Raw genomic sequence first — 16,941 nt, 5'->3', positions numbered from 1 at the left:
GCTGGTGACGTCATCTCAAGAATCCCCCGGTTGTGGTCGGGGGACCTTAGACCCTTTAATCCTATCGGCTAGATGGGATTAAGCTGAGCCTCCTCGCAGATTTCCTAAAGCCTATTCCGCCGCCATCAGGACTCGGCCTGCGGTGAAGGAGGTTTTGGTGGCGAGTTCGGCCTTGGCCCGCTCGTACTCGTCGGACAGGCGGCCGACGAGCTCGGCCACGGTCGGCACGTTCTTCACGGCCCCGATCCCCTGGCCGCAGCCCCAGATGTCGCGCCACGCCTTGGACTTCTGGTTGCCCCCCGAGCCGAAGTTCATCTTCGACGGGTCGGATTGCGGCAGGTCGTTGGGGTCCATGCCGGCGGCGACGATCGACGGCTTCAGATAGTTGCCGTGCACGCCGGTGAAGAGGTTGGTGTAGACGATGTCGTCGCCGCTGGAGGCCACGATCATCTCCTTGTAGGCCGGGTCGGCCGCCGCCTCCTGCGTGGCGATGAACGCCGAGCCCATATAGGCCAGGTCCGCGCCCATGGCCTGGGCGCCCAGGATGGCATGGCCGTTGGCGATTGAGCCCGACAGGGCGATCGGCCCGTCGAACCACTCGCGCAATTCCTGCACCAGGGCGAAGGGCGAGAGCTGGCCCGCATGGCCGCCCGCGCCCGCGGCCACGGCGATCAGGCCGTCTGCGCCCTTCTCCACGGCCTTGCGGCCGAAGCGGTCATTGATGATGTCGTGCAGGACCACGCCGCCATAAGAATGCACCGCCGCGTTTACGTCCTCGCGCGCGCCCAGCGAGGTGATGACGATGGGCGCCTTCCACTTGGTGGACGCCTCGATGTCGTGCTCCAGCCGGTCGTTGGTCTTGTGGACGATGTGGTTCACCGCGAACGGCGCCGAGGGCGTGTCCGGATGGTCGCGATCCCAGGCCGCCAGTTCCTCGGTGATCCGGTGCAGCCATTCGTCCAGCATCGAGGCCGGTCGCGCGTTCAGCGCCGGGAACGAGCCGACGATGCCCGCCTTGCACTGGGCGATCACCAGGTCGGGGACCGAGATGATGAACAGGGGGCTGCCGATCACCGGCAGGCGGAGGCGGTCGCGGAGAACGGGCGGCAGGGCCATGGGCGGATCCTCGGACAGTTGTTAGATTTACGTTGTACGCAAACATGACGCGCCCGGCAATATCCCGACCCGGCGCGCCGATGTTGCCACCCTGACCCGACGGCGGCCAAGCCCGCTGCGATAGAACAACGTTGCCGCCGCGACCCTGAGTTGGCCAAGATGCCGAAGCTTCACCCTCGGAGGCGTCCCATGGCCGCGATCAAGGTCTTCTTTGCCACCAACCGCAACTTCCAGCCGGGCAACAAGCTCCAGGCGTTTGGCGGCAAGTTCAATCCGGACGGCGTCGCGGCTCTTCGCTTCGGCTATGCGGACTTCGACGCCGGCGCCGCCGGACCGCAGCTCACCGGCGTGACGGTCTACCCCGAGCGGACCACCCAGGCCGGCATCAAGGGTGGTTCCGAGCGGTTCCTCGAAGACCTGCGCACGCTGATGAAGGGCGGGCTCTCGGACACCCTGGTCTTCATCCACGGCTTCAACGTCAGCTTCACCGGCGCGCTGGAGGCGGCGGCGCGCCTGGCGCGGGACGTGGTGATCGACGGGCGGCAGGTGAACGTCGTCCTGTTCAGCTGGCCGTCCGACGGCCAGGCGGTGCCGCTGATGTCCTACTACAGCGACCGGGAGGACGCGCGCGCGACGGGGCCGGCCCTGGCCCGGACCTACCTGAAGCTCCGCGACTACCTCGTGAAGCTGGACAGCGAGGAATACTGCCAGCGGCGGCTTCACCTGCTGGCCCACAGCATGGGGGCCTATGTGCTGCGCCAGGGCCTCCAGGCCCTGATCGCCAAGGAACCCACCGCCCTCAACCGCTTCTTCGACCAGATCATGCTGGCGGCCCCCGACGAGGACGACGACACCTTCGAGCACGACAGCAAGCTGAAGCTGCTGCCCCGCCTCGGCCGGCAGGTGACGGTCTATTTCAACCCCAACGACCGCGCCCTGCTGATCTCGGACAAGACCAAGACCAACCCCGACCGCCTGGGCTCGGACGGCCCGCGGCTGATCGACATGATCCCCAAGAAGATCGTGCTGGTGGACTGCCGCAACGTGGCCGGCGACGCCGACCCCCTGGTGCTGCACAGCTACTACATCCGCAGCCGCGCCATGGCCCGCGACCTGACCGAAGTCCTCCGCGGCGCCCCGCCCGAAAGCATCGGCAACCGGGCCTACATCACCGAGCAGCGGAGCTGGCGTCTGGTGGCGGAGCTGGCGCCCTGAGGTCCGAGGCGGTCACGCCCTCCTCTCCCCTTGCGTGAACTTGACGCCCGCGCGTGCGGGGGCGCAATTCCCGCCATGGCCGACACGATCCTTCTCGACCCTGGAATCCCGCCCGCCGGCGAAGACGCCTGGCGCGCCCTCGTGGCCAAGACGCTGGGCGACAAGCCCTTCGCGAGCCTGGTCAAGTCCACCGTCGAAGGCCTGGAAATCGCTCCCCTCTATGCCGCCGCCGAGCGGCCGGCCGCCTTTCCCGCCCGCCCGTTCGACGGCGAGCGGCCCTGGGACATCCGCGTGCTGTCCGCGCACGCCGATCCGGCCCGGGCGAACGCCGAGCTGCTGGCCGACCTAGAAGGTGGCGCGGCGTCCGTCATCGTGAAGGGGCATGCCACCGCCGAGGCGCTGGGCCGGGCGCTGAAGGACGTGATCGTCGAGCTGGCCCCGGTCGGCCTCGACGCCGGATTCCTCGGGCCCAAGGCGGCCGACGCGCTGCATGCGGTGGCCAAGTCGTCGCCCGGCGCGAAGCTGAACCTGCACATGGATCCGCTGAGCGTCTTCGCCGAGGCCGGCGGGAGCCCCGGGCCGATCGAGAGCCACCTGGTCAGCGCCGCGACCGTGGGCGTGCGCCTGGCGCAGACCTATCCCCAGGCGCAGCTGTTCCTGGCCTCGGGCCGGGTGGCCCATGAGGCCGGCGGCGGCGAGGCGCTGGAAGTGGCCGTGGCCGCCGCGTCCGCTATCGCCTACGCAAAGGCGCTGGTGCGGGCCGGCATGCCGGTGACGGACGCCTTCGCGCGGATCACTTTGGGGCTGGCCGCCGACGGCGACTACTTCCTGACGCTGGCCAAGCTGCGCGCCGGACGCGCCGTGTTCGCCCGGATAGCGACCGCCTCGGGCGCCGACGCCCTGGCCCGCATCGAGGCGCGCACCTCGCGCCGGATGCTGACGGCCCAGGACCCCTGGACCAACATGATCCGCCTCACCGCCGCCGGCTTCGGCGCCGCGGCCGGCGGGGCGGACGCGGTGGTGCTGGGCGCCTTCACCGACGCCCTCGGCCTGCCCACCGCCTTCGGCCGCCGCCAGAGCCGCAACACCCAGCTCGTCCTCATGGAGGAGGCCGGCATCGGCCGGGTCGCCGATCCGGCCGCGGGCTCCGGCTATGTGGAGGCCCTCACCGACCAGATCGCCCGGGCCGCCTGGGACCGGCTGCAAGCTATCGAAGCGGCCGGCGGAATCATCAAGGCGCTGGAGAGCGGCCTGGTGGCGAAGGACGTCGCGGCGGCGGTCGCCGCGCGCGGGGAGCCGAAGATCCTCGGCGTGACCGCGTTCCCCCCCACCGACCAGGCGCCGGTGGAGGTGGAGCCGGGCGCGGCCGCAACTCTGGATCCCGAAGCGGCGCGGCTGCCCGGCCCGGACGGCAAGTGCGTGGTCCTGACGCCGGTGCGGCTGTCGGAAAAGCATGAGGTGACGGCGTGAGCTTCCCCGACTTCTCGACGCTCCCGTTCGACGGCGAGCTAGCCGCCTTCCCCGCCCCCGCCGGCGAGGCCTGGGCGACGCCTGAAGGCATCGACGTGCGGCCCGCCTACTCCGCCGCCGACATCGAAGGACTGGCGGCCCTGGGCGGCTATCCGGGCCTGGCGCCGTTCGTGCGCGGCCCCTACCCCACCATGTACGCCACGAACCCGTGGACGATCCGCCAGTACGCGGGCTTCTCCACGGCCGAGGACTCCAACGCCTTCTACCGCCGCAACCTGGCCGCCGGTCAGATGGGCCTGTCCATCGCCTTCGACCTGGCCACCCACCGCGGCTACGATTCTGACCACCCGCGCGTGACCGGCGACGTCGGCATGGCCGGCGTGGCCATCGATTCCATCTACGACATGCGGACGCTGTTCGACGGCATCCCGCTCGACAAGATGACCGTGTCGATGACCATGAACGGCGCCGTCCTGCCGATCCTGGCGCTCTACATCGTGGCGGCGGAAGAACAGGGCGTGCCGCACGAGAAGCTGGCCGGCACGATCCAGAACGACATCCTGAAGGAGTTCCTGACCCGGAACACCTACATCTATCCGCCCGGCCCCTCGATGCGGATCATCGCGGACATCTTCGCCTACACGTCGAAGGAGATGCCGCGGTTCAACTCGATCTCCATCAGCGGCTACCACATGCAGGAAGCCGGGGCGACGCTGGACCTGGAACTGGCCTACACCCTGGCCGACGGCATCGAGTATGTGCGCGCCGGCGTCGCGGCCGGCATGACGGTGGACCAGTTCGCCCCGCGCCTGTCGTTCTTCTGGTGCGCCGGCATGAACATGTTCATGGAGGTCGCCAAGCAGCGGGCCAGCCGCCTGCTCTGGGCCAAGCTCATGAAGCAGGAGTTCGACCCCAAGGACGCCCGGTCCCTGGCCCTGCGCGCCCACACCCAGACCAGCGGCTGGAGCCTCGCGGCCCAGGACGTCTTCAACAACGTGCCCCGCACGGCCATCGAAGCCATGGGCGCCACGGGCGGCCAGACCCAGAGCCTGCACACCAACTCCCTGGACGAGGCCCTGGCCCTGCCCACGGACTTCTCCGCCCGCATCGCCCGCAACACCCAGCTCTTCCTGCAGATGGAGAGCGGCCAGCCGCGCGTGGTCGATCCCTGGGGCGGCAGCTTCTATGTCGAGCGCCTGACCGCCGACCTCGCCAAGCGGGCCCTGACCCACATCGCCGAGGTGGAGGCCCTGGGCGGCATGGCCAAGGCCATCGAGGAAGGCTTGCCCAAACGCCGGATCGAAGAGGCCTCGGCCCGCATCCAGGCGCGGATCGACAGCGGCAAGCAGAGCGTCGTGGGGGTGAACCGCTACCGGCCGGACGTGCCGGACGACATCCCGGTGCTCAAGGTCGACAACTCGGCGGTGCGCGCGGCCCAGATCGCCAAGCTGAACCGCCTGAAGGCCGAGCGCGACCCCGAGGCGGTGGCCGCGGCGCTGGACGCCCTGACCGCCGGCGCGGCGGGCAAGGCCAACCTCCTGGAGCTGGCGGTCGACGCCGCCCGCGCCAAGGCCACCGTGGGCGAGATCAGCTTCGCCCTCGAGAAGGTGTTCAACCGCCACAAGGCGCACGCCGATGCGGTGAAGGGCGTCTATCTGCGCGAGGCCGGCGCCACCGCCGCCTCGGACCGGGCGCGGGCCATGACCGAGGCTTTCGTCCAGGCAGACGGCAGGAAGCCGCGGATCATGGTGGCCAAGATGGGCCAGGACGGCCACGACCGAGGCCAGAAGGTGATCGCCTCGGGCTTCGCGGACCTCGGTTTCGACGTGGAGATCGGCGACCTGTTCCAGACGCCCGCCGAGGCCGCCGCCGAGGCGGTTGAGACCGGGGTCCATGCCGTGGGCGCCAGCTCCCTGGCCGCCGGCCACCTGACCCTGGTCCCGGAGCTCAAGGCCGAGCTCGCCAGGCTGGGCCGGCCGGACATCCTGGTGTTCGTGGGCGGCGTCATCCCGCCCGAGGACTTCAAGGCCCTGGAGGACATGGGCGTGGCGGCGGTCTTCGCCCCCGGCACGGTGATCCCGGAGGCGGCCATCACCGTCCTCGACCGCCTGAACCAGCAGCTCGGCTACGCCCAGGAGACGGCGGCGTAGCCCCCTACTTCGCCGCCAGGTCGAACAGGCCCAGGTCGACCTCTTCGCCGTAGTACTGCGAGAACAGCGCGCGGCCGTCGGCGGCGATGCCGATGTCGCCGCCGCCGCCCACTTCGCGCAGCTTGCGCGGCGGGCCGGACCAGCCGTGCAGCCACACCGCCGGCGGATAGGCGCCGCGCACCACGAACACATAGATCCCGCCCGGCCCGACCGCCCAGGTGTCGTAGGGCCCGATCCGCACCTCGGGCGCCGGGCCGCGGTCCAGGGCCACGATCCGCGAGTCCTTCACCGTCCGGCCGAAGTACCGCCCGTCCGGCCCGCGGCGCAGCTCGCTCAACCCCCGGCCGCCCGCCACCTCCCGCGGCGTGGCCGCGCCGGCCAGGGCGATCTCCATCACGCGATAGCCCTCCGCCGTGCGCTGCAGGTAGCGCAGGCGGTCCCCCGCGGGCGTGAACACCGGATCGACCTTGTCCAGGCCGTCGGCCGTCACCGCGCGCAGCCGCGAGCCGTCACGCCCCACGGTATAAATCTCGGCCTTGCGCCCCTTCACGGCCACGAAGGCGATGCTCTGGCCATCCGGCGACCAGGCCGGCGAGTGTACATAGCTACCGCCGATGCTGGTGAGCCGCAGGGGCCGGCCGTCGGGTCGGGTGATCCACAGCTCCGAGCCGCCCGAGCGGTTGGAGACATAGGCCACCGTGCCGTCCGCCGCGCCTTCCGGCTCCCAGTCGGCGCTGCCGCCGTTTGTGATCGGCGTCATGGCGCCGTCGGGGCCCATGGCGACGATGTTGGTGCGGGTCCGCGGGGCCTCGACCGCCAGGCGGTTGTGGCGGTCGCTGGACATCCGGCTGAACGTGAACTGCCCCGCGCCGAGGCTGATGCGCTTGGGCGGATCGCGCCGCGCGGTGTCGACGGTCCACAAACCGAACTCGCCGCCGCGGTTCGAGGAATAGAAGATGTGGCGGCTGTCGTTCGACCAGACGTAGCCCGCGGCCTTCCAGCCGTCGGTGGTCAGCGCCCGCTCGCGGCCGGTCTTCAGGTCCATCAGGAACAGGTCGTCGGCGCCGTGCAGCAGCGTGCGACGGAACACCACCAGCCGGCCGTCGGGCGACACCATCGGATCGCTGTCGCCCAGCGTCTCCGGCGACGGCGCCGTCAGGTCCTCGACCGCTCCGCTGGTCAGGTCGACCGCCCGCAGCCGCCAGGGGACTTCGGGCGTCGCCCGGTCGCCGAACACCAGCGTGGTCTCGTTGATCCAGCTCACCCGGGTGTAGACCGCCGACTGGCAGCGGGCCGCCGTCCGCTCGGCGCCCACCGGCATCGGCACGACCAGGATCGAGCAGTGGCCGCCCGGCATGGTCCGGACGAAGGCGATGCGGTCGCCGCTCGGCGACCAGGCGGCGCTGTGGTCGTCGTTCGGGTCGCTGGTGATCCGCACCGGCGTGCCCTGGTCGATGCTGCGGATGTAGAGATCGCGATAGACCGTCGAGTCCGGCCGTTGGGCGAAGACGATCTGCTGGCCGTTCGGCGAGAGCGCCGGGTGCGTCTCCATCCCCGGCTCGGCGGTGAGCTGGTGATAGGCCTCGGCGGTCCAGGTCACCGGCCGCGGCGCCGACATCAGCGCCGCCGCGCCCGCGATCGCCGCGAGCGCCGTCGCCCCGCCGGCCAGCAGCGGCCAGCGGCGGCGTCGCGTCGGGGCCGAGGCTCCGACCGCCGCCGCCGGCGGCGCGTCCGTGTTCGCCGCCGTGGGCAGCGGCTGGATCTCCGCCCCGGCCTGCAGGCGGTAGCCGACGGTCGGAATGGTGTCCAGGCGGATGCGCGGGTTGGCGCCCAGCGCCTTGCGCAGGTGGGCCACGCAGCGGTTCAGCGCGCCCTCGGTGACGATGCGGCCTTCCCAGCAGAGGTCGATCAGCTCGTCGCGGCTGACCGGATGGCCCTTGGCCCGGTGCAGCGCCACCAGCACCTTCATGACCCGCGGCTCCAGCGCCGCGACCTGGCCCGCGTACTCGACCTCCAGGGCCGAGGGGCGGACTTGGGTGCCGGCCAGGCTGAACGGCAGCTCCCGGGCCAACGCCAGCTTCGGCCATAGCGCGACATGTTCGTTCATCGCGAAACCATCACGTAGAAATCACGCCCGCAGCCACGCCGTCCCCGCCGCAACATCGGACAGATCGTCCCGTCTGAACAGTCAGGTTCCGCCGGGATTACAACGATGTCACGCACCACGTGTCCGCTTCTCCTCGCTCTTGCCGCCGCCACGCCCGCCGCGGCCCAGGACAGCGCGGTGAAGTCCGCCGCCGACGCCTTCGGCGAGCGCGTGGGGGTCGAGCAGCTCGGCCTCTACAGCGAGGGCCAGGTGCGCGGCTTCGACCTCGGCGCCTCGGGCGCTTACCGGATCGAGGACGCCTACTTCAGCCGGGCGTCACCCCTGAACGACCCGGTGCTGGCGGGCGTGGGGGTCCGCGTGGGCGTCAACGCCGCGCGCCTGGCCTATCCGGCGCCGTCGGGCGTGGTGAGCTACCGCCTGCGCGAGGCCGGACCGGTGAACCAGTTCAGCCTGGGCGCCGGCCTGCGCGACTTCGGCACGCGCACGATCGAGGGCAATGGCTCGTGGAAGAGCGAGGATGGCCGCTTCAGCCTGGCCGGCGGCTTCGTGGCCCGGCCCCTGGTGCGGTGGGCGCCCGGGACGGAGGGCGAGGCGGCGGACGTGGGCGTCGTCGGCGCCTGGCGGGTCTCGCCCAACCAGAGGCTCCGCGCCTTCGCCAGCCACTACGCGCGGAACTACGACGGCGACTACGCCATGAAGGCGGCCGACGACGCCCTGCCGCCCAATCCGCGCACGCTGCACAACTACGGCCCCGACTGGGCGCGGGTGGAGGCGGCCAACACCAACCTGGGCGTCCTCTACGACGGCGCCTTCGGCGACTGGTCGGTGAACCTGTCGGCCTTCCGCTCCATCTTCGACAACGACCGATCCGACTTCACGGTGATCGAGACCCGCGCCGACGGCTCGGCCAGGGGCAAGACGCTGGTGAGCCCGGGCCGCACCAATGTGTCCGACAGCGCCGAGGCGCGGGTGAGCCGCGTGGTCCGCACGGGCGAGCTCAGCCATCTCTTCAGCGTCTCGGCCCGGGGCCGGCGCAGCGAGGTGGACCTGGCCTCCAGCCTCGCCGTGGACATCGGCGCCTTCACCCTGGCCGGCAAGCCGCCGCCCAGCCCCGAGCCCCGCTGGTCCGGCGCCCGGGGCCTGGACGTGGTCGAGCAGGTCACCGGCTCGGTGGGCTATGGCCTCGTCTGGGGCGAGCGCCTGCAGCTGCGCCTCGGCGCCCACCGCACCCGCTACGACAAGACCGTCGACACCGTCGGCGGCGCCCGGACCCGGGGCGTCAGCGAGACCACCCTCTACAACGCCTCGGCCATCGTCAGCCTGACGCCGCGCACCTCGGTGTTCGGAAGCTGGGTGACCGGCCTGGAGGAGTCGGGCGTCGCGCCCCAGTCGGCCACCAACCGCAACGAGGTCCTGCCGCCGGTCGAGGCCGAGCAGTTCGAGCTGGGCGTGCGCCACGCCCTGACCCCGGACCTGACGCTCATCGGCGCGGTCTTCGACGTCTCCAAGCCTACCACCGGCTTCCGCGCGGACGGCGCCTTCGACCTGGTCGGACGGGTGCGGCATCGCGGGATCGAAGGGTCGCTGGCGGGCCGGCTGGATGAGAAGACCAGCGTCGTCCTGGGCGCGGTGGTGTTCGAGCCGGAGGTCACCGGCCCGCTCGTGGACGCGGGCGTGGTCGGATCGCGCGCGGCCGGCATCTCGACCACCGTGGTCAACGCCAGCGTCGAGCGCGACCTCGCCGCCGGCTGGGCAGTGGATGCGCAGTTCACCTACTGGGGCGAGCGGTGGGCCGACAGCGGCAACACCTTCAAGACCCCCGCCGCGCCGCTCCTCAACATCGGCGCCCGACGCCGGTTCGAGCTTGCCGGCCGCCCGGCCCAGTTCCGGATCCTGGCCTCCAACATCACGGCCGAGGGCGGCTACTGGGCCTCGCCCTCCAGCCTGCTCTGGCCCATCGCCCCGCGAACGGTCAGGGCCATGCTGACCCTCACCTTCGGCCCGAACGGCTAGCGGCCGCCCGTCGGCTGGGCCGGCGCGTTGCTGGCCTCGGCGGAGCCGCGGCGGCGGCCGGGCAGCAGGGCCTGGGCCGCGGCCAGCTCGGCCTTGTCCAGGGCTCCGTCCTTGCTGGTGTCGATGCGGTCGAAATAGGTGGCGATCATCGTGCCCAGCTGGCCCTTGGCCTCGGCCTTCTGCAGCTTGCCGTCCAGGTTGTCGTCCATCATGCCCATCAGGCGCGTGGGCGCGAACCGGGCGTCGCTGTCCACCTGCTTGGCCGCCGTCTCGTCCAGCCAGCGGAACGACAGCTGGGTGAACAGCATCTCCTCGTGGCTCTGCTCGCCCCAGGTGACCTTGATGGTCGGGTCGGGGTTGGCCGGGTTCCGCTTGGAGTTGTCGTAGACGTAGTTGGCGATGATCCGCGAGCCGGCCGGGATCCTGATCGGCTTTTCGAACGTATAGGCCCGCTGCCAGTTGAAGTCGTACCGCGGCAGGCTCAGCAGCAGCGTCTTCTTGCCGTCCGGCGTCTGCAGCCACAGGTCGTTGGAATAGGCCCGGTAATGCGCGTGCGGGAACGCCGAATACAGCAGCGCGTCGTTCGGGAACTCCACATACGCCACTTCCTTGTGGCGGCCGGCGTTGGCGGCGATGGTGATGGTGGGGTCGATCACCACCACGCTGCGCATCATCAGCTCCGGCGGCTTGTCGTAGAAATAGACCCCGATCTTGGAGTTATCGACCGCCTCCTTGCCATAGGGCGTGTAGTGCATCTGGAAGCCGATCGCCCCGCCCGCCGGCAGGTAGCTGCCCACGTTCGACGCATAGATGTTCGACTCCGCGCCCACGGCATAGCCGCCCACCGAGCCCTTCCAGCGGGTCTCGGACGACTGGCCGTTGGCAGGCATCTCGCTCATCCAGCCGGTGAGCACGTGGTGCACCGACTGGCGGTCGCCCGGCTTCACGGTCGTGGCCCGGATCCACTTGCCCTCGGTCAGGGTGTTGGCGATGGCCGGCCGCTGATAGTCCACGACGCCCGAGGCCGGCACTTTGAACGCCGGGATGTCGATCACCATGTCCGGCTTGCCCAGCGGCCACTCGGCGGCCACGTGCTTCACGGCGCCCAGCGGGTCGGTCCCCTCGCCCCGCGGCGCGCCGGCCTCGATCCAGTGGACCAGCGTCTTGATCTCGGCCGGCGACAGGTTCTTGTCGTCCGAGAATTTCCCCACGTGCGGGTCGGCGTTGTACGGCGGCATCCGGTCGGTGCGGATCACCTCGCGGATCATGGGCGAGAAGCCCTTGACCATCTCGTAGTTGGTCATGGCGAACGGGCCGATGCCGCCTTCCTGGTGACAGGCCACGCACTTGGCCTCCAGGATCGGCGCCACGTCCTTCACATAGGTCAGCTTCGCCCCCGCCCCGCGCTCGGGGAAGGCGATCGGCATGCCGGTCAGCGCCGCGTTCGACGCCGGGATCGGCTGGCCGGCCGCCAGAGCGTCCAGCGCCGGGCCCACGCCGGCCACCGGGCCGCGATAGACGACCTGCCAGGTCTTCGGATTGATGACGAACGCCTCGGCCGAGCGGGCGACCCCTAGGCTCTCGCCCACCAGCTGGTTCACGTCCAAAAGGATCGGAACGCCGAAGCCCACCTTGTCGGCCTCGGCCAGGATCGCCTCCCGGCGGTCCTTGAGGTTCGAGTTCAGCAGCAGGAACTCCACGCCCTTGGCGCCATACGACGCCGCCAGCGTCTTCAGCGCCGGCGCCGCGGCGCGGATCGCCGGATCGCCGTTGGCCTGTGTCACGATCACCACCGCCGGCGCGTCCGACAGCCGGTACAGCTCGTGCGCCTCCAGGCCCGCGTCCACCAGCATGAAGTTGTCCACGTTCGCCGGCGTGGTCGCCGAGGCGTTGACGGCCGAGCCCTGGGCCATCGCGCTGGGGGCCGTCGTGTCGGTGGCGCAGCTCGAAAGCAGGGCCGTGGAAGCCAGGAGGGCCAGGACGCCGTAGCGGGCGGTGCTCATCGGATGTTCCCCCAAACGTATTTTATGGGCCGGGGCCGCCGGCAAGTTGAACGCCCCGTCATCTTCCGGGCCCAACATTACGCCAATATTTCGAAACCCCGGGATGGACGCGGCTCCCGCGCCAGCATCGAGACTACAGACGTTCCGCCTCCTCTCCCCCACGCGAAGCGAGAGGGGAGAGGGTAGGGAGAGGGGCGACGCAGGGCGCACAGCTTCCACGGCGGCCCAGCCATGGCCCATCCACGCATGCGGCGAGCCTCCTTCCATGGGTCCCGGCTTAACCTGGAGCGGCAGCGGCCAAGCCTGCGCCGCCCCTCTCCCTACCCTCTCCCCACTCTTCGCTCCGCTCGGGGGGAGAGGAGTTGAAGTCAGCGACCCATCCATCTGCGACCCCGGGAGAGACCCGCTTGTCGGCCATCGAGGGGCGTCCGCTATCGGGCTCGCCGACAGAGACGGCGTTCGCCCCTATGCTGACTTTTACCTCCCCCGCTTCGCAGGGGAGGTAAAGGACCGCCTCCCATCCACCCGCAGCCATTCCTCAGGTCCGCTTCCGCGGCGACACACCTGTCCCCCGCCAACATGCGGATCGTTGCCTCCCCAGGTTGGCCTGACCGTCAGCCGTTCCCCAGCATCACCAGGTTGCCCTCGCTGTCGCGGAACAGCGCATAGCGCTCCCCCGGCCGCCAGGGCGCGTCCTGAGGGTCCTGCGTGAACACCACGCCCCTGGCGCCCAGCTCGGCGAAGCTGTCGTCTACGTCGTCGCAGATCAGGATCAGGTCCGGCTGGTCCGAAGGCAGGTCGTCCGCCCGCCGCGTGAAGACGATCCGCGTCTCGGCTTCGCCTAGCGACAGCTCGATCCAGCGGAACCCCTCGCCATAGGCCTCGTCCGTCACGACGGCCAAGCCCACTTGGTCGCGCCAGAACGCCAGCGCCCGATCCTGGTCCCTCACCGGCAGGTTGGCGAATTTCACGTGCCGCAGCATGGCCCGATCCTAGGGCCTAGGGCCCGGAGACGGAAACGCCCTCCCCGGGTGCTAACTAGGGAGGGCGTTCGGCGTCAGCCCAAAGGCGTCAGCCTCCCGTCTGCGCCTTCCCACCAGGCGCGGCGACGATCGTTTGGGTCGAGGCTTCAGCAGCCGATCGCTCCAAATTTCATCATCTCTATGGTTAAGCCTGATCATATCCGCGCCACATCGTCCACCCCCCTACCCCTGCCAGGCGAATACCTGCGCCTTACATGCCTGGCTTCTCAACCCGCAGGCGAATCGGAGTGCGGGTTCGGTGTCTCGCCTTTGGTGAGTGGTGAGAGGCCAGCCGGAGACCACCGCACGCCAGCTCAGGGCAAGTCCTAGGTGCGCTTCACCGGCCGAGCGAGCCGCAGTTCGATGGCCTTGGCGAGCTTGTCGCGGACCTGCGTGTACAGGCCTGCCGGCAGGAGCCCATAGGCGACGGACGCGGTGTCGCCGGGCACGCGCGGACGAAGGTCCGGCCCCGGCCAGATGAAGCGGTTCGCTTCGTTGACGATGATCCAGGACGGCTGATCGTCCAGTCCGAGACGAGCTTTCGTGGTCGCTGGAATCTCGACGGCGAGATCTGGAATCGCTGGCGGTGTGTGCGTGACGGGCAGGACGATGACGACGGTGTCGCCCTGATCCGCCTCGGTGGTCATGATGATGGCGCAGGGCCGGTCCTTTTCACCTTCGTCCTGGCCGCGGTCCGCCTGCTCGCGCCAGAGGAACGAATAGCGGATGACGAGGCCAGGCTCGGGCTTGGGGTAGGCCAAGCTGCGCTATTTCAGTTCGTGGTCGAATGCGGTTGAGCCGGCAGCGGGCTGGGTGGCTCGGATGGTCTCAAGGTCAGCCTCGGTAAAGTCGTCGAGGCTGAGGACCTCGCGGTCCCGGCGCTTGAGGCGGTGATACTCGTCGGCCGAGATCACGACGGTACGGTCCCGGCCGTTGCGGGTGACCGTGACAGGCTGTTGCAAGGCGACATCCTGATAATGCCCCGGGTTCTTTTGGAACTCGGTCGCGGTGATCCGCACCATATGCCTCCACCTCCATGTATACGTAATTTACGTAAAATACGGATAATTGTCAAGAATGACCGCGGCTTGCCGACTCGGTTCGCCGGCTCCGCCGGCGCGGCCGAACGCGCACGTCCTGCGGTCGAGAACCCCCTAGACTGACCTTACGGACGGAGAGGAACCTGCCCGCAAAGAACGCCTAGCCTCGCGAGGAAAGACTATGCCCGAAGCCCTGATCATCGACGCCGCCCGCACGCCCCGGGGCGTCGGCAAGGTCGGCAAGGGAGCGCTCGCCGACGAGCATCCCCAGCACCTGGCCGCCACGGTCCTGGCCGCCATCGCCAAGCGCAACGACCTCAACACGGCGGACGTGGACGATGTGATCTGGGGCACCTCGTCCCAGCGCGGCAAGCAGGGCAACGACATGGGCCGCATGGCGGCCCTGGACGCCGGCTACGACATCAAGGCCAGCGGCGTGACGCTCGACCGCTTCTGCGGCTCCGGCATCACCGCGGTGAACCTGGCCGCGGCCCAGATCATGTCGGGCATGGAAGACCTGGTCATCGCCGGCGGCTGCGAGATGATGTCGTACACGGCCGCCAGCGCGCCGCAGCACGCCGCCTTCTTCGAGGGCCCGGCGCTGATGGACGCCGGCAACACCCACCTGCGCAAGCTGCACCCCCAGTCGCACCAGGGCATCTGCGCCGACGCCATCGCCACCATGGAGGGCATCAGCCGCGAGGCGCTGGACGAGCTGGCCTACGTCAGCCAGCAGCGCGCCGACCACGCCATCCGCAACGGCCACTTCGACCGCTCGCTGGTGCCGGTCTATCACGAGGACGGGACCCTGGCCCTGGACCGCGAGGAGTTCCCGCGTCCCCAGACCACGCTTGAGGGCCTGGCCAGCCTGAAGCCCTCGTTCGAGGCCATGGCCAACGCGCCGCTGGACGACAAGGGCACGACCTTCGCCGGCCTGATCAACCAGGTCTATCCGGACCTCAAGATCCAGCACTTCCACCACGCCGGGAACTCCTCGGGCGTGGTCGACGGCTCGGCCGCCGTGCTGCTGGCCTCGCCCGAATACGCGGCGAAGAACGGCCTGAAGGCCCGCGCCCGCGTGGTGGCCATGGCCAACGTCGGCGACAGCCCCACCCTGATGCTGAACGCCCCGGTCCCGGCCGCCCACAAGGTGCTGAAGAAGGCGGGCCTGACCCCCGATGACATCGACTTGTGGGAGATCAACGAGGCCTTCGCCGTGGTGGCCGAGAAGTTCATCCGCGACCTCAAGCTCGACCGCGACAAGGTGAATGTGAACGGCGGCGCCATGGCCCTGGGCCACCCGATCGGCGCCACCGGCTCGATCCTGATCGGCACCATCATCGACGAGCTGGAGCGCCGGGACCTGAAGCGCGGCCTGGTGACCATGTGCGCGGCGGGCGGCATGGCCCCGGCGATCATCGTCGAGCGGGTCTGAGGACGCGCTCCGCCGGCGCCTGCGGCGGGCTCGAATTCTGGCCGAGCCGGCTCAAATACTTACCAAAACGTTAACGCGGCGGCTTTTGACTCGGGCGAAGTCAAGAGCCGCCGTCCTTTCGCCCCATTTAGACTTCAATCAGTGGAACCGACGACCGCAATCAGTTGTTGAACAACTATGCGGCGCAAAAGGCGACGTCCCGTATGAAAACAGGCTTGGCCATTATATTGGAATAACCCCGCATGTTCGCCGCCGCGACATCCGACCCCGGTCTGGCCCGCGAGCTCTCCGCCGCCCGCGCGCAGCTCGCCAGCCAGGAACGCCAGATCCAGGAACTGAACCACCGCATCGCCAACAGCCTCCAGCTGGCGGCCGACATGCTGGTGTTCGAGCAACTCCGCTCGCGAGACGCCGTGGCCTCCGCGGCGCTGGAGGCCAGCCGGGCGCGCCTGGTGGCCGTGGGCGAACTGCACCGCTACCTCCACGAACACGCCGGGCGCGGATCGGTGGAGCTCAGCCCCTTCCTGGCCGGCCTCTGCCAGGCGATCGCGGCCACCACGGGCCTCAGCTGCTCGATCCAGGCCGACCTGACCAGCGTGCCCGGCGATATGGCCCAGCAGCTGGCCATCGCCATCAACGAGTTCGCCATCAACGCCGCCAAGCACGCCTATGATGGCAAGCCCGGCGGCCGGCTGGTGGTGACCTGCCGCCGCGACGGGCGCGAGCTGGTCGTGACTGTGGCCGATCAGGGCAAGGGCCTGTCCGGCGGCATGGGCCGCCAGGGCGGCCTCGGCATGTCCATCGTCGCCGCCATCGTGCGCGACCTGAAGGGGACCCTGACCGTCCAGGGCGACGGCGGAACCGCCTTCACGATCCGTGCGCCGATCCCGGGCGCCGCCCCGGCGGTCGACCGCTCGTTCCAGGCCTGGGTCGAGTAGGCCGCCCTTACGAGTCCAGCTCCGCCTTCAGGTGTGGGTATTTGGCCTCGATCAGCGCGGCGGCCTTCTTCAGTTCGTCGATGGCCTCGTCCACGTGCTGGCGCTGCTGTTCCAGCTGCTCGACACGGCGGTGGTGGATGCGAAGGGCCTCGGCGTCCTGCGCCGCGGTCCCCTCCTCGTCGTAGGTGTCGAGGATGTCCCGGATCTCAGCAATCGACAGGCCGACGCGCCGGCCGCGCATGATCAGCTGGAGCCGGGCGCGGTCCTTGTAGGAATAGACCCGGCTGGTGTCCCGCCGGCCGGGCGAGAGCAGCCCCTGCTCCTCGTAGAACCGCAGCGCGCGGGGCGTGGCGCCGAACTCGCGGCAGAGCTGGGTGATGGAATAGGTGCGATAGGGCGGACGGCGCAGGTTCAGGAACGTCGACATAGGTC

13 protein-coding genes are annotated in these 16,941 nt (G+C 69.9%); 6 read left to right on the top strand and 7 right to left on the bottom strand.

Annotation, left to right across the window (positions count from 1 at the left end):
- Positions 1–111: 111 nt before the first annotated feature.
- Positions 112–1,116, bottom strand: a complete 1,005-nt coding sequence (locus tag AX721_RS16460) for a nitronate monooxygenase family protein (protein ID WP_068877080.1) — start codon at positions 1,114–1,116, stop codon at positions 112–114.
- Positions 1,117–1,305: 189 nt separating this feature from the next.
- Between AX721_RS16460 and AX721_RS16455 the strand changes: the two genes are divergently transcribed.
- The 3 genes from AX721_RS16455 (at position 1,306) to scpA (ending at position 5,951) form a co-directional block, all read left to right on the top strand.
- Positions 1,306–2,331, top strand: coding sequence for an alpha/beta hydrolase (locus tag AX721_RS16455; RefSeq protein ID WP_068877079.1), 1,026 nt, complete (start codon positions 1,306–1,308; stop codon positions 2,329–2,331).
- Between the two features lie 75 nt (positions 2,332–2,406).
- A complete protein-coding gene (locus AX721_RS16450; protein WP_068877078.1) occupies positions 2,407–3,801 on the top strand; it encodes a methylmalonyl-CoA mutase family protein in 1,395 nt (464 codons plus the stop codon).
- Complete coding sequence (scpA, locus tag AX721_RS16445) at positions 3,798–5,951, top strand: methylmalonyl-CoA mutase (protein WP_068877077.1); 2,154 nt, start codon at positions 3,798–3,800, stop codon at positions 5,949–5,951. The genes AX721_RS16450 and scpA overlap by 4 nt, the downstream gene beginning before the upstream one ends.
- Positions 5,952–5,955: 4 nt before the next feature.
- Here scpA and AX721_RS16440 read toward each other — a convergent pair whose 3' ends face one another.
- Entirely contained in the window at positions 5,956–8,058 is a 2,103-nt protein-coding gene (locus AX721_RS16440; RefSeq protein WP_068877076.1) for a winged helix-turn-helix domain-containing protein, read from the bottom strand.
- Positions 8,059–8,163: 105 nt separating this feature from the next.
- Between AX721_RS16440 and AX721_RS16435 the strand changes: the two genes are divergently transcribed.
- Positions 8,164–10,071, top strand: a complete 1,908-nt coding sequence (locus AX721_RS16435; protein ID WP_068877075.1) for a TonB-dependent receptor — start codon at positions 8,164–8,166, stop codon at positions 10,069–10,071.
- Here the strand turns inward: AX721_RS16435 and AX721_RS16430 are convergent.
- From AX721_RS16430 to AX721_RS16415, 4 genes are all read right to left on the bottom strand, one after another.
- A complete protein-coding gene (locus AX721_RS16430; RefSeq protein ID WP_068877074.1) occupies positions 10,068–12,074 on the bottom strand; it encodes a redoxin domain-containing protein in 2,007 nt (668 codons plus the stop codon). The two genes, AX721_RS16435 and AX721_RS16430, sit on opposite strands and share 4 nt — an antisense overlap.
- A 614-nt stretch (positions 12,075–12,688) precedes the next feature.
- Positions 12,689–13,057, bottom strand: coding sequence for a VOC family protein (locus AX721_RS16425; protein WP_068877073.1), 369 nt, complete (start codon positions 13,055–13,057; stop codon positions 12,689–12,691).
- A gap of 365 nt (positions 13,058–13,422) precedes the next feature.
- Positions 13,423–13,857 carry a type II toxin-antitoxin system PemK/MazF family toxin gene (locus tag AX721_RS16420; protein WP_068877072.1) on the bottom strand — a complete coding sequence of 145 codons (435 nt, stop codon included), beginning with the start codon at positions 13,855–13,857 and terminating at the stop codon, positions 13,423–13,425.
- A 6-nt stretch (positions 13,858–13,863) separates the two neighbouring features.
- On the bottom strand, positions 13,864–14,118 hold the full coding sequence (locus AX721_RS16415) for a type II toxin-antitoxin system Phd/YefM family antitoxin (protein ID WP_068877071.1): 255 nt from the start codon (positions 14,116–14,118) through the stop codon (positions 13,864–13,866).
- Positions 14,119–14,317: 199 nt separating this feature from the next.
- On the opposite strand from AX721_RS16415, the gene AX721_RS16410 reads away from it, so the two are divergent.
- Both AX721_RS16410 and AX721_RS16405 read left to right on the top strand, forming a co-directional pair.
- Positions 14,318–15,571, top strand: a complete 1,254-nt coding sequence (locus AX721_RS16410; protein WP_068877070.1) for an acetyl-CoA C-acetyltransferase — start codon at positions 14,318–14,320, stop codon at positions 15,569–15,571.
- A 242-nt stretch (positions 15,572–15,813) separates the two neighbouring features.
- A complete protein-coding gene (locus AX721_RS16405) occupies positions 15,814–16,509 on the top strand; it encodes a sensor histidine kinase (RefSeq protein WP_068877069.1) in 696 nt (231 codons plus the stop codon).
- Between the two features lie 7 nt (positions 16,510–16,516).
- Here AX721_RS16405 and AX721_RS16400 read toward each other — a convergent pair whose 3' ends face one another.
- Complete coding sequence (locus AX721_RS16400) at positions 16,517–16,936, bottom strand: MerR family DNA-binding transcriptional regulator (protein WP_068877068.1); 420 nt, start codon at positions 16,934–16,936, stop codon at positions 16,517–16,519.
- Positions 16,937–16,941 lie beyond the last annotated feature (5 nt).

This window comes from Phenylobacterium sp. CCH9-H3 (assembly GCF_001557235.1).
GTDB lineage: Bacteria > Pseudomonadota > Alphaproteobacteria > Caulobacterales > Caulobacteraceae > Phenylobacterium.
Note: the sequence above shows the minus strand (reverse complement) of the source record. Positions and strands in the feature narration are given on the sequence as shown.

Coding starts and splice junctions, on each gene's coding strand:
- AX721_RS16460 (WP_068877080.1), bottom strand. CDS start 1,116: ATGGCCCTGCCGCCCGTTCTCCGCGACCGCCTCCGCCTGCCGGTGATC.
- AX721_RS16455 (WP_068877079.1), top strand. CDS start 1,306: ATGGCCGCGATCAAGGTCTTCTTTGCCACCAACCGCAACTTCCAGCCG.
- AX721_RS16450 (WP_068877078.1), top strand. CDS start 2,407: ATGGCCGACACGATCCTTCTCGACCCTGGAATCCCGCCCGCCGGCGAA.
- AX721_RS16440 (WP_068877076.1), bottom strand. CDS start 8,058: ATGAACGAACATGTCGCGCTATGGCCGAAGCTGGCGTTGGCCCGGGAG.
- AX721_RS16435 (WP_068877075.1), top strand. CDS start 8,164: ATGTCACGCACCACGTGTCCGCTTCTCCTCGCTCTTGCCGCCGCCACG.
- AX721_RS16430 (WP_068877074.1), bottom strand. CDS start 12,074: ATGAGCACCGCCCGCTACGGCGTCCTGGCCCTCCTGGCTTCCACGGCC.
- AX721_RS16425 (WP_068877073.1), bottom strand. CDS start 13,057: ATGCTGCGGCACGTGAAATTCGCCAACCTGCCGGTGAGGGACCAGGAT.
- AX721_RS16415 (WP_068877071.1), bottom strand. CDS start 14,118: ATGGTGCGGATCACCGCGACCGAGTTCCAAAAGAACCCGGGGCATTAT.
- AX721_RS16410 (WP_068877070.1), top strand. CDS start 14,318: ATGCCCGAAGCCCTGATCATCGACGCCGCCCGCACGCCCCGGGGCGTC.
- AX721_RS16405 (WP_068877069.1), top strand. CDS start 15,814: ATGTTCGCCGCCGCGACATCCGACCCCGGTCTGGCCCGCGAGCTCTCC.
- AX721_RS16400 (WP_068877068.1), bottom strand. CDS start 16,936: ATGTCGACGTTCCTGAACCTGCGCCGTCCGCCCTATCGCACCTATTCC.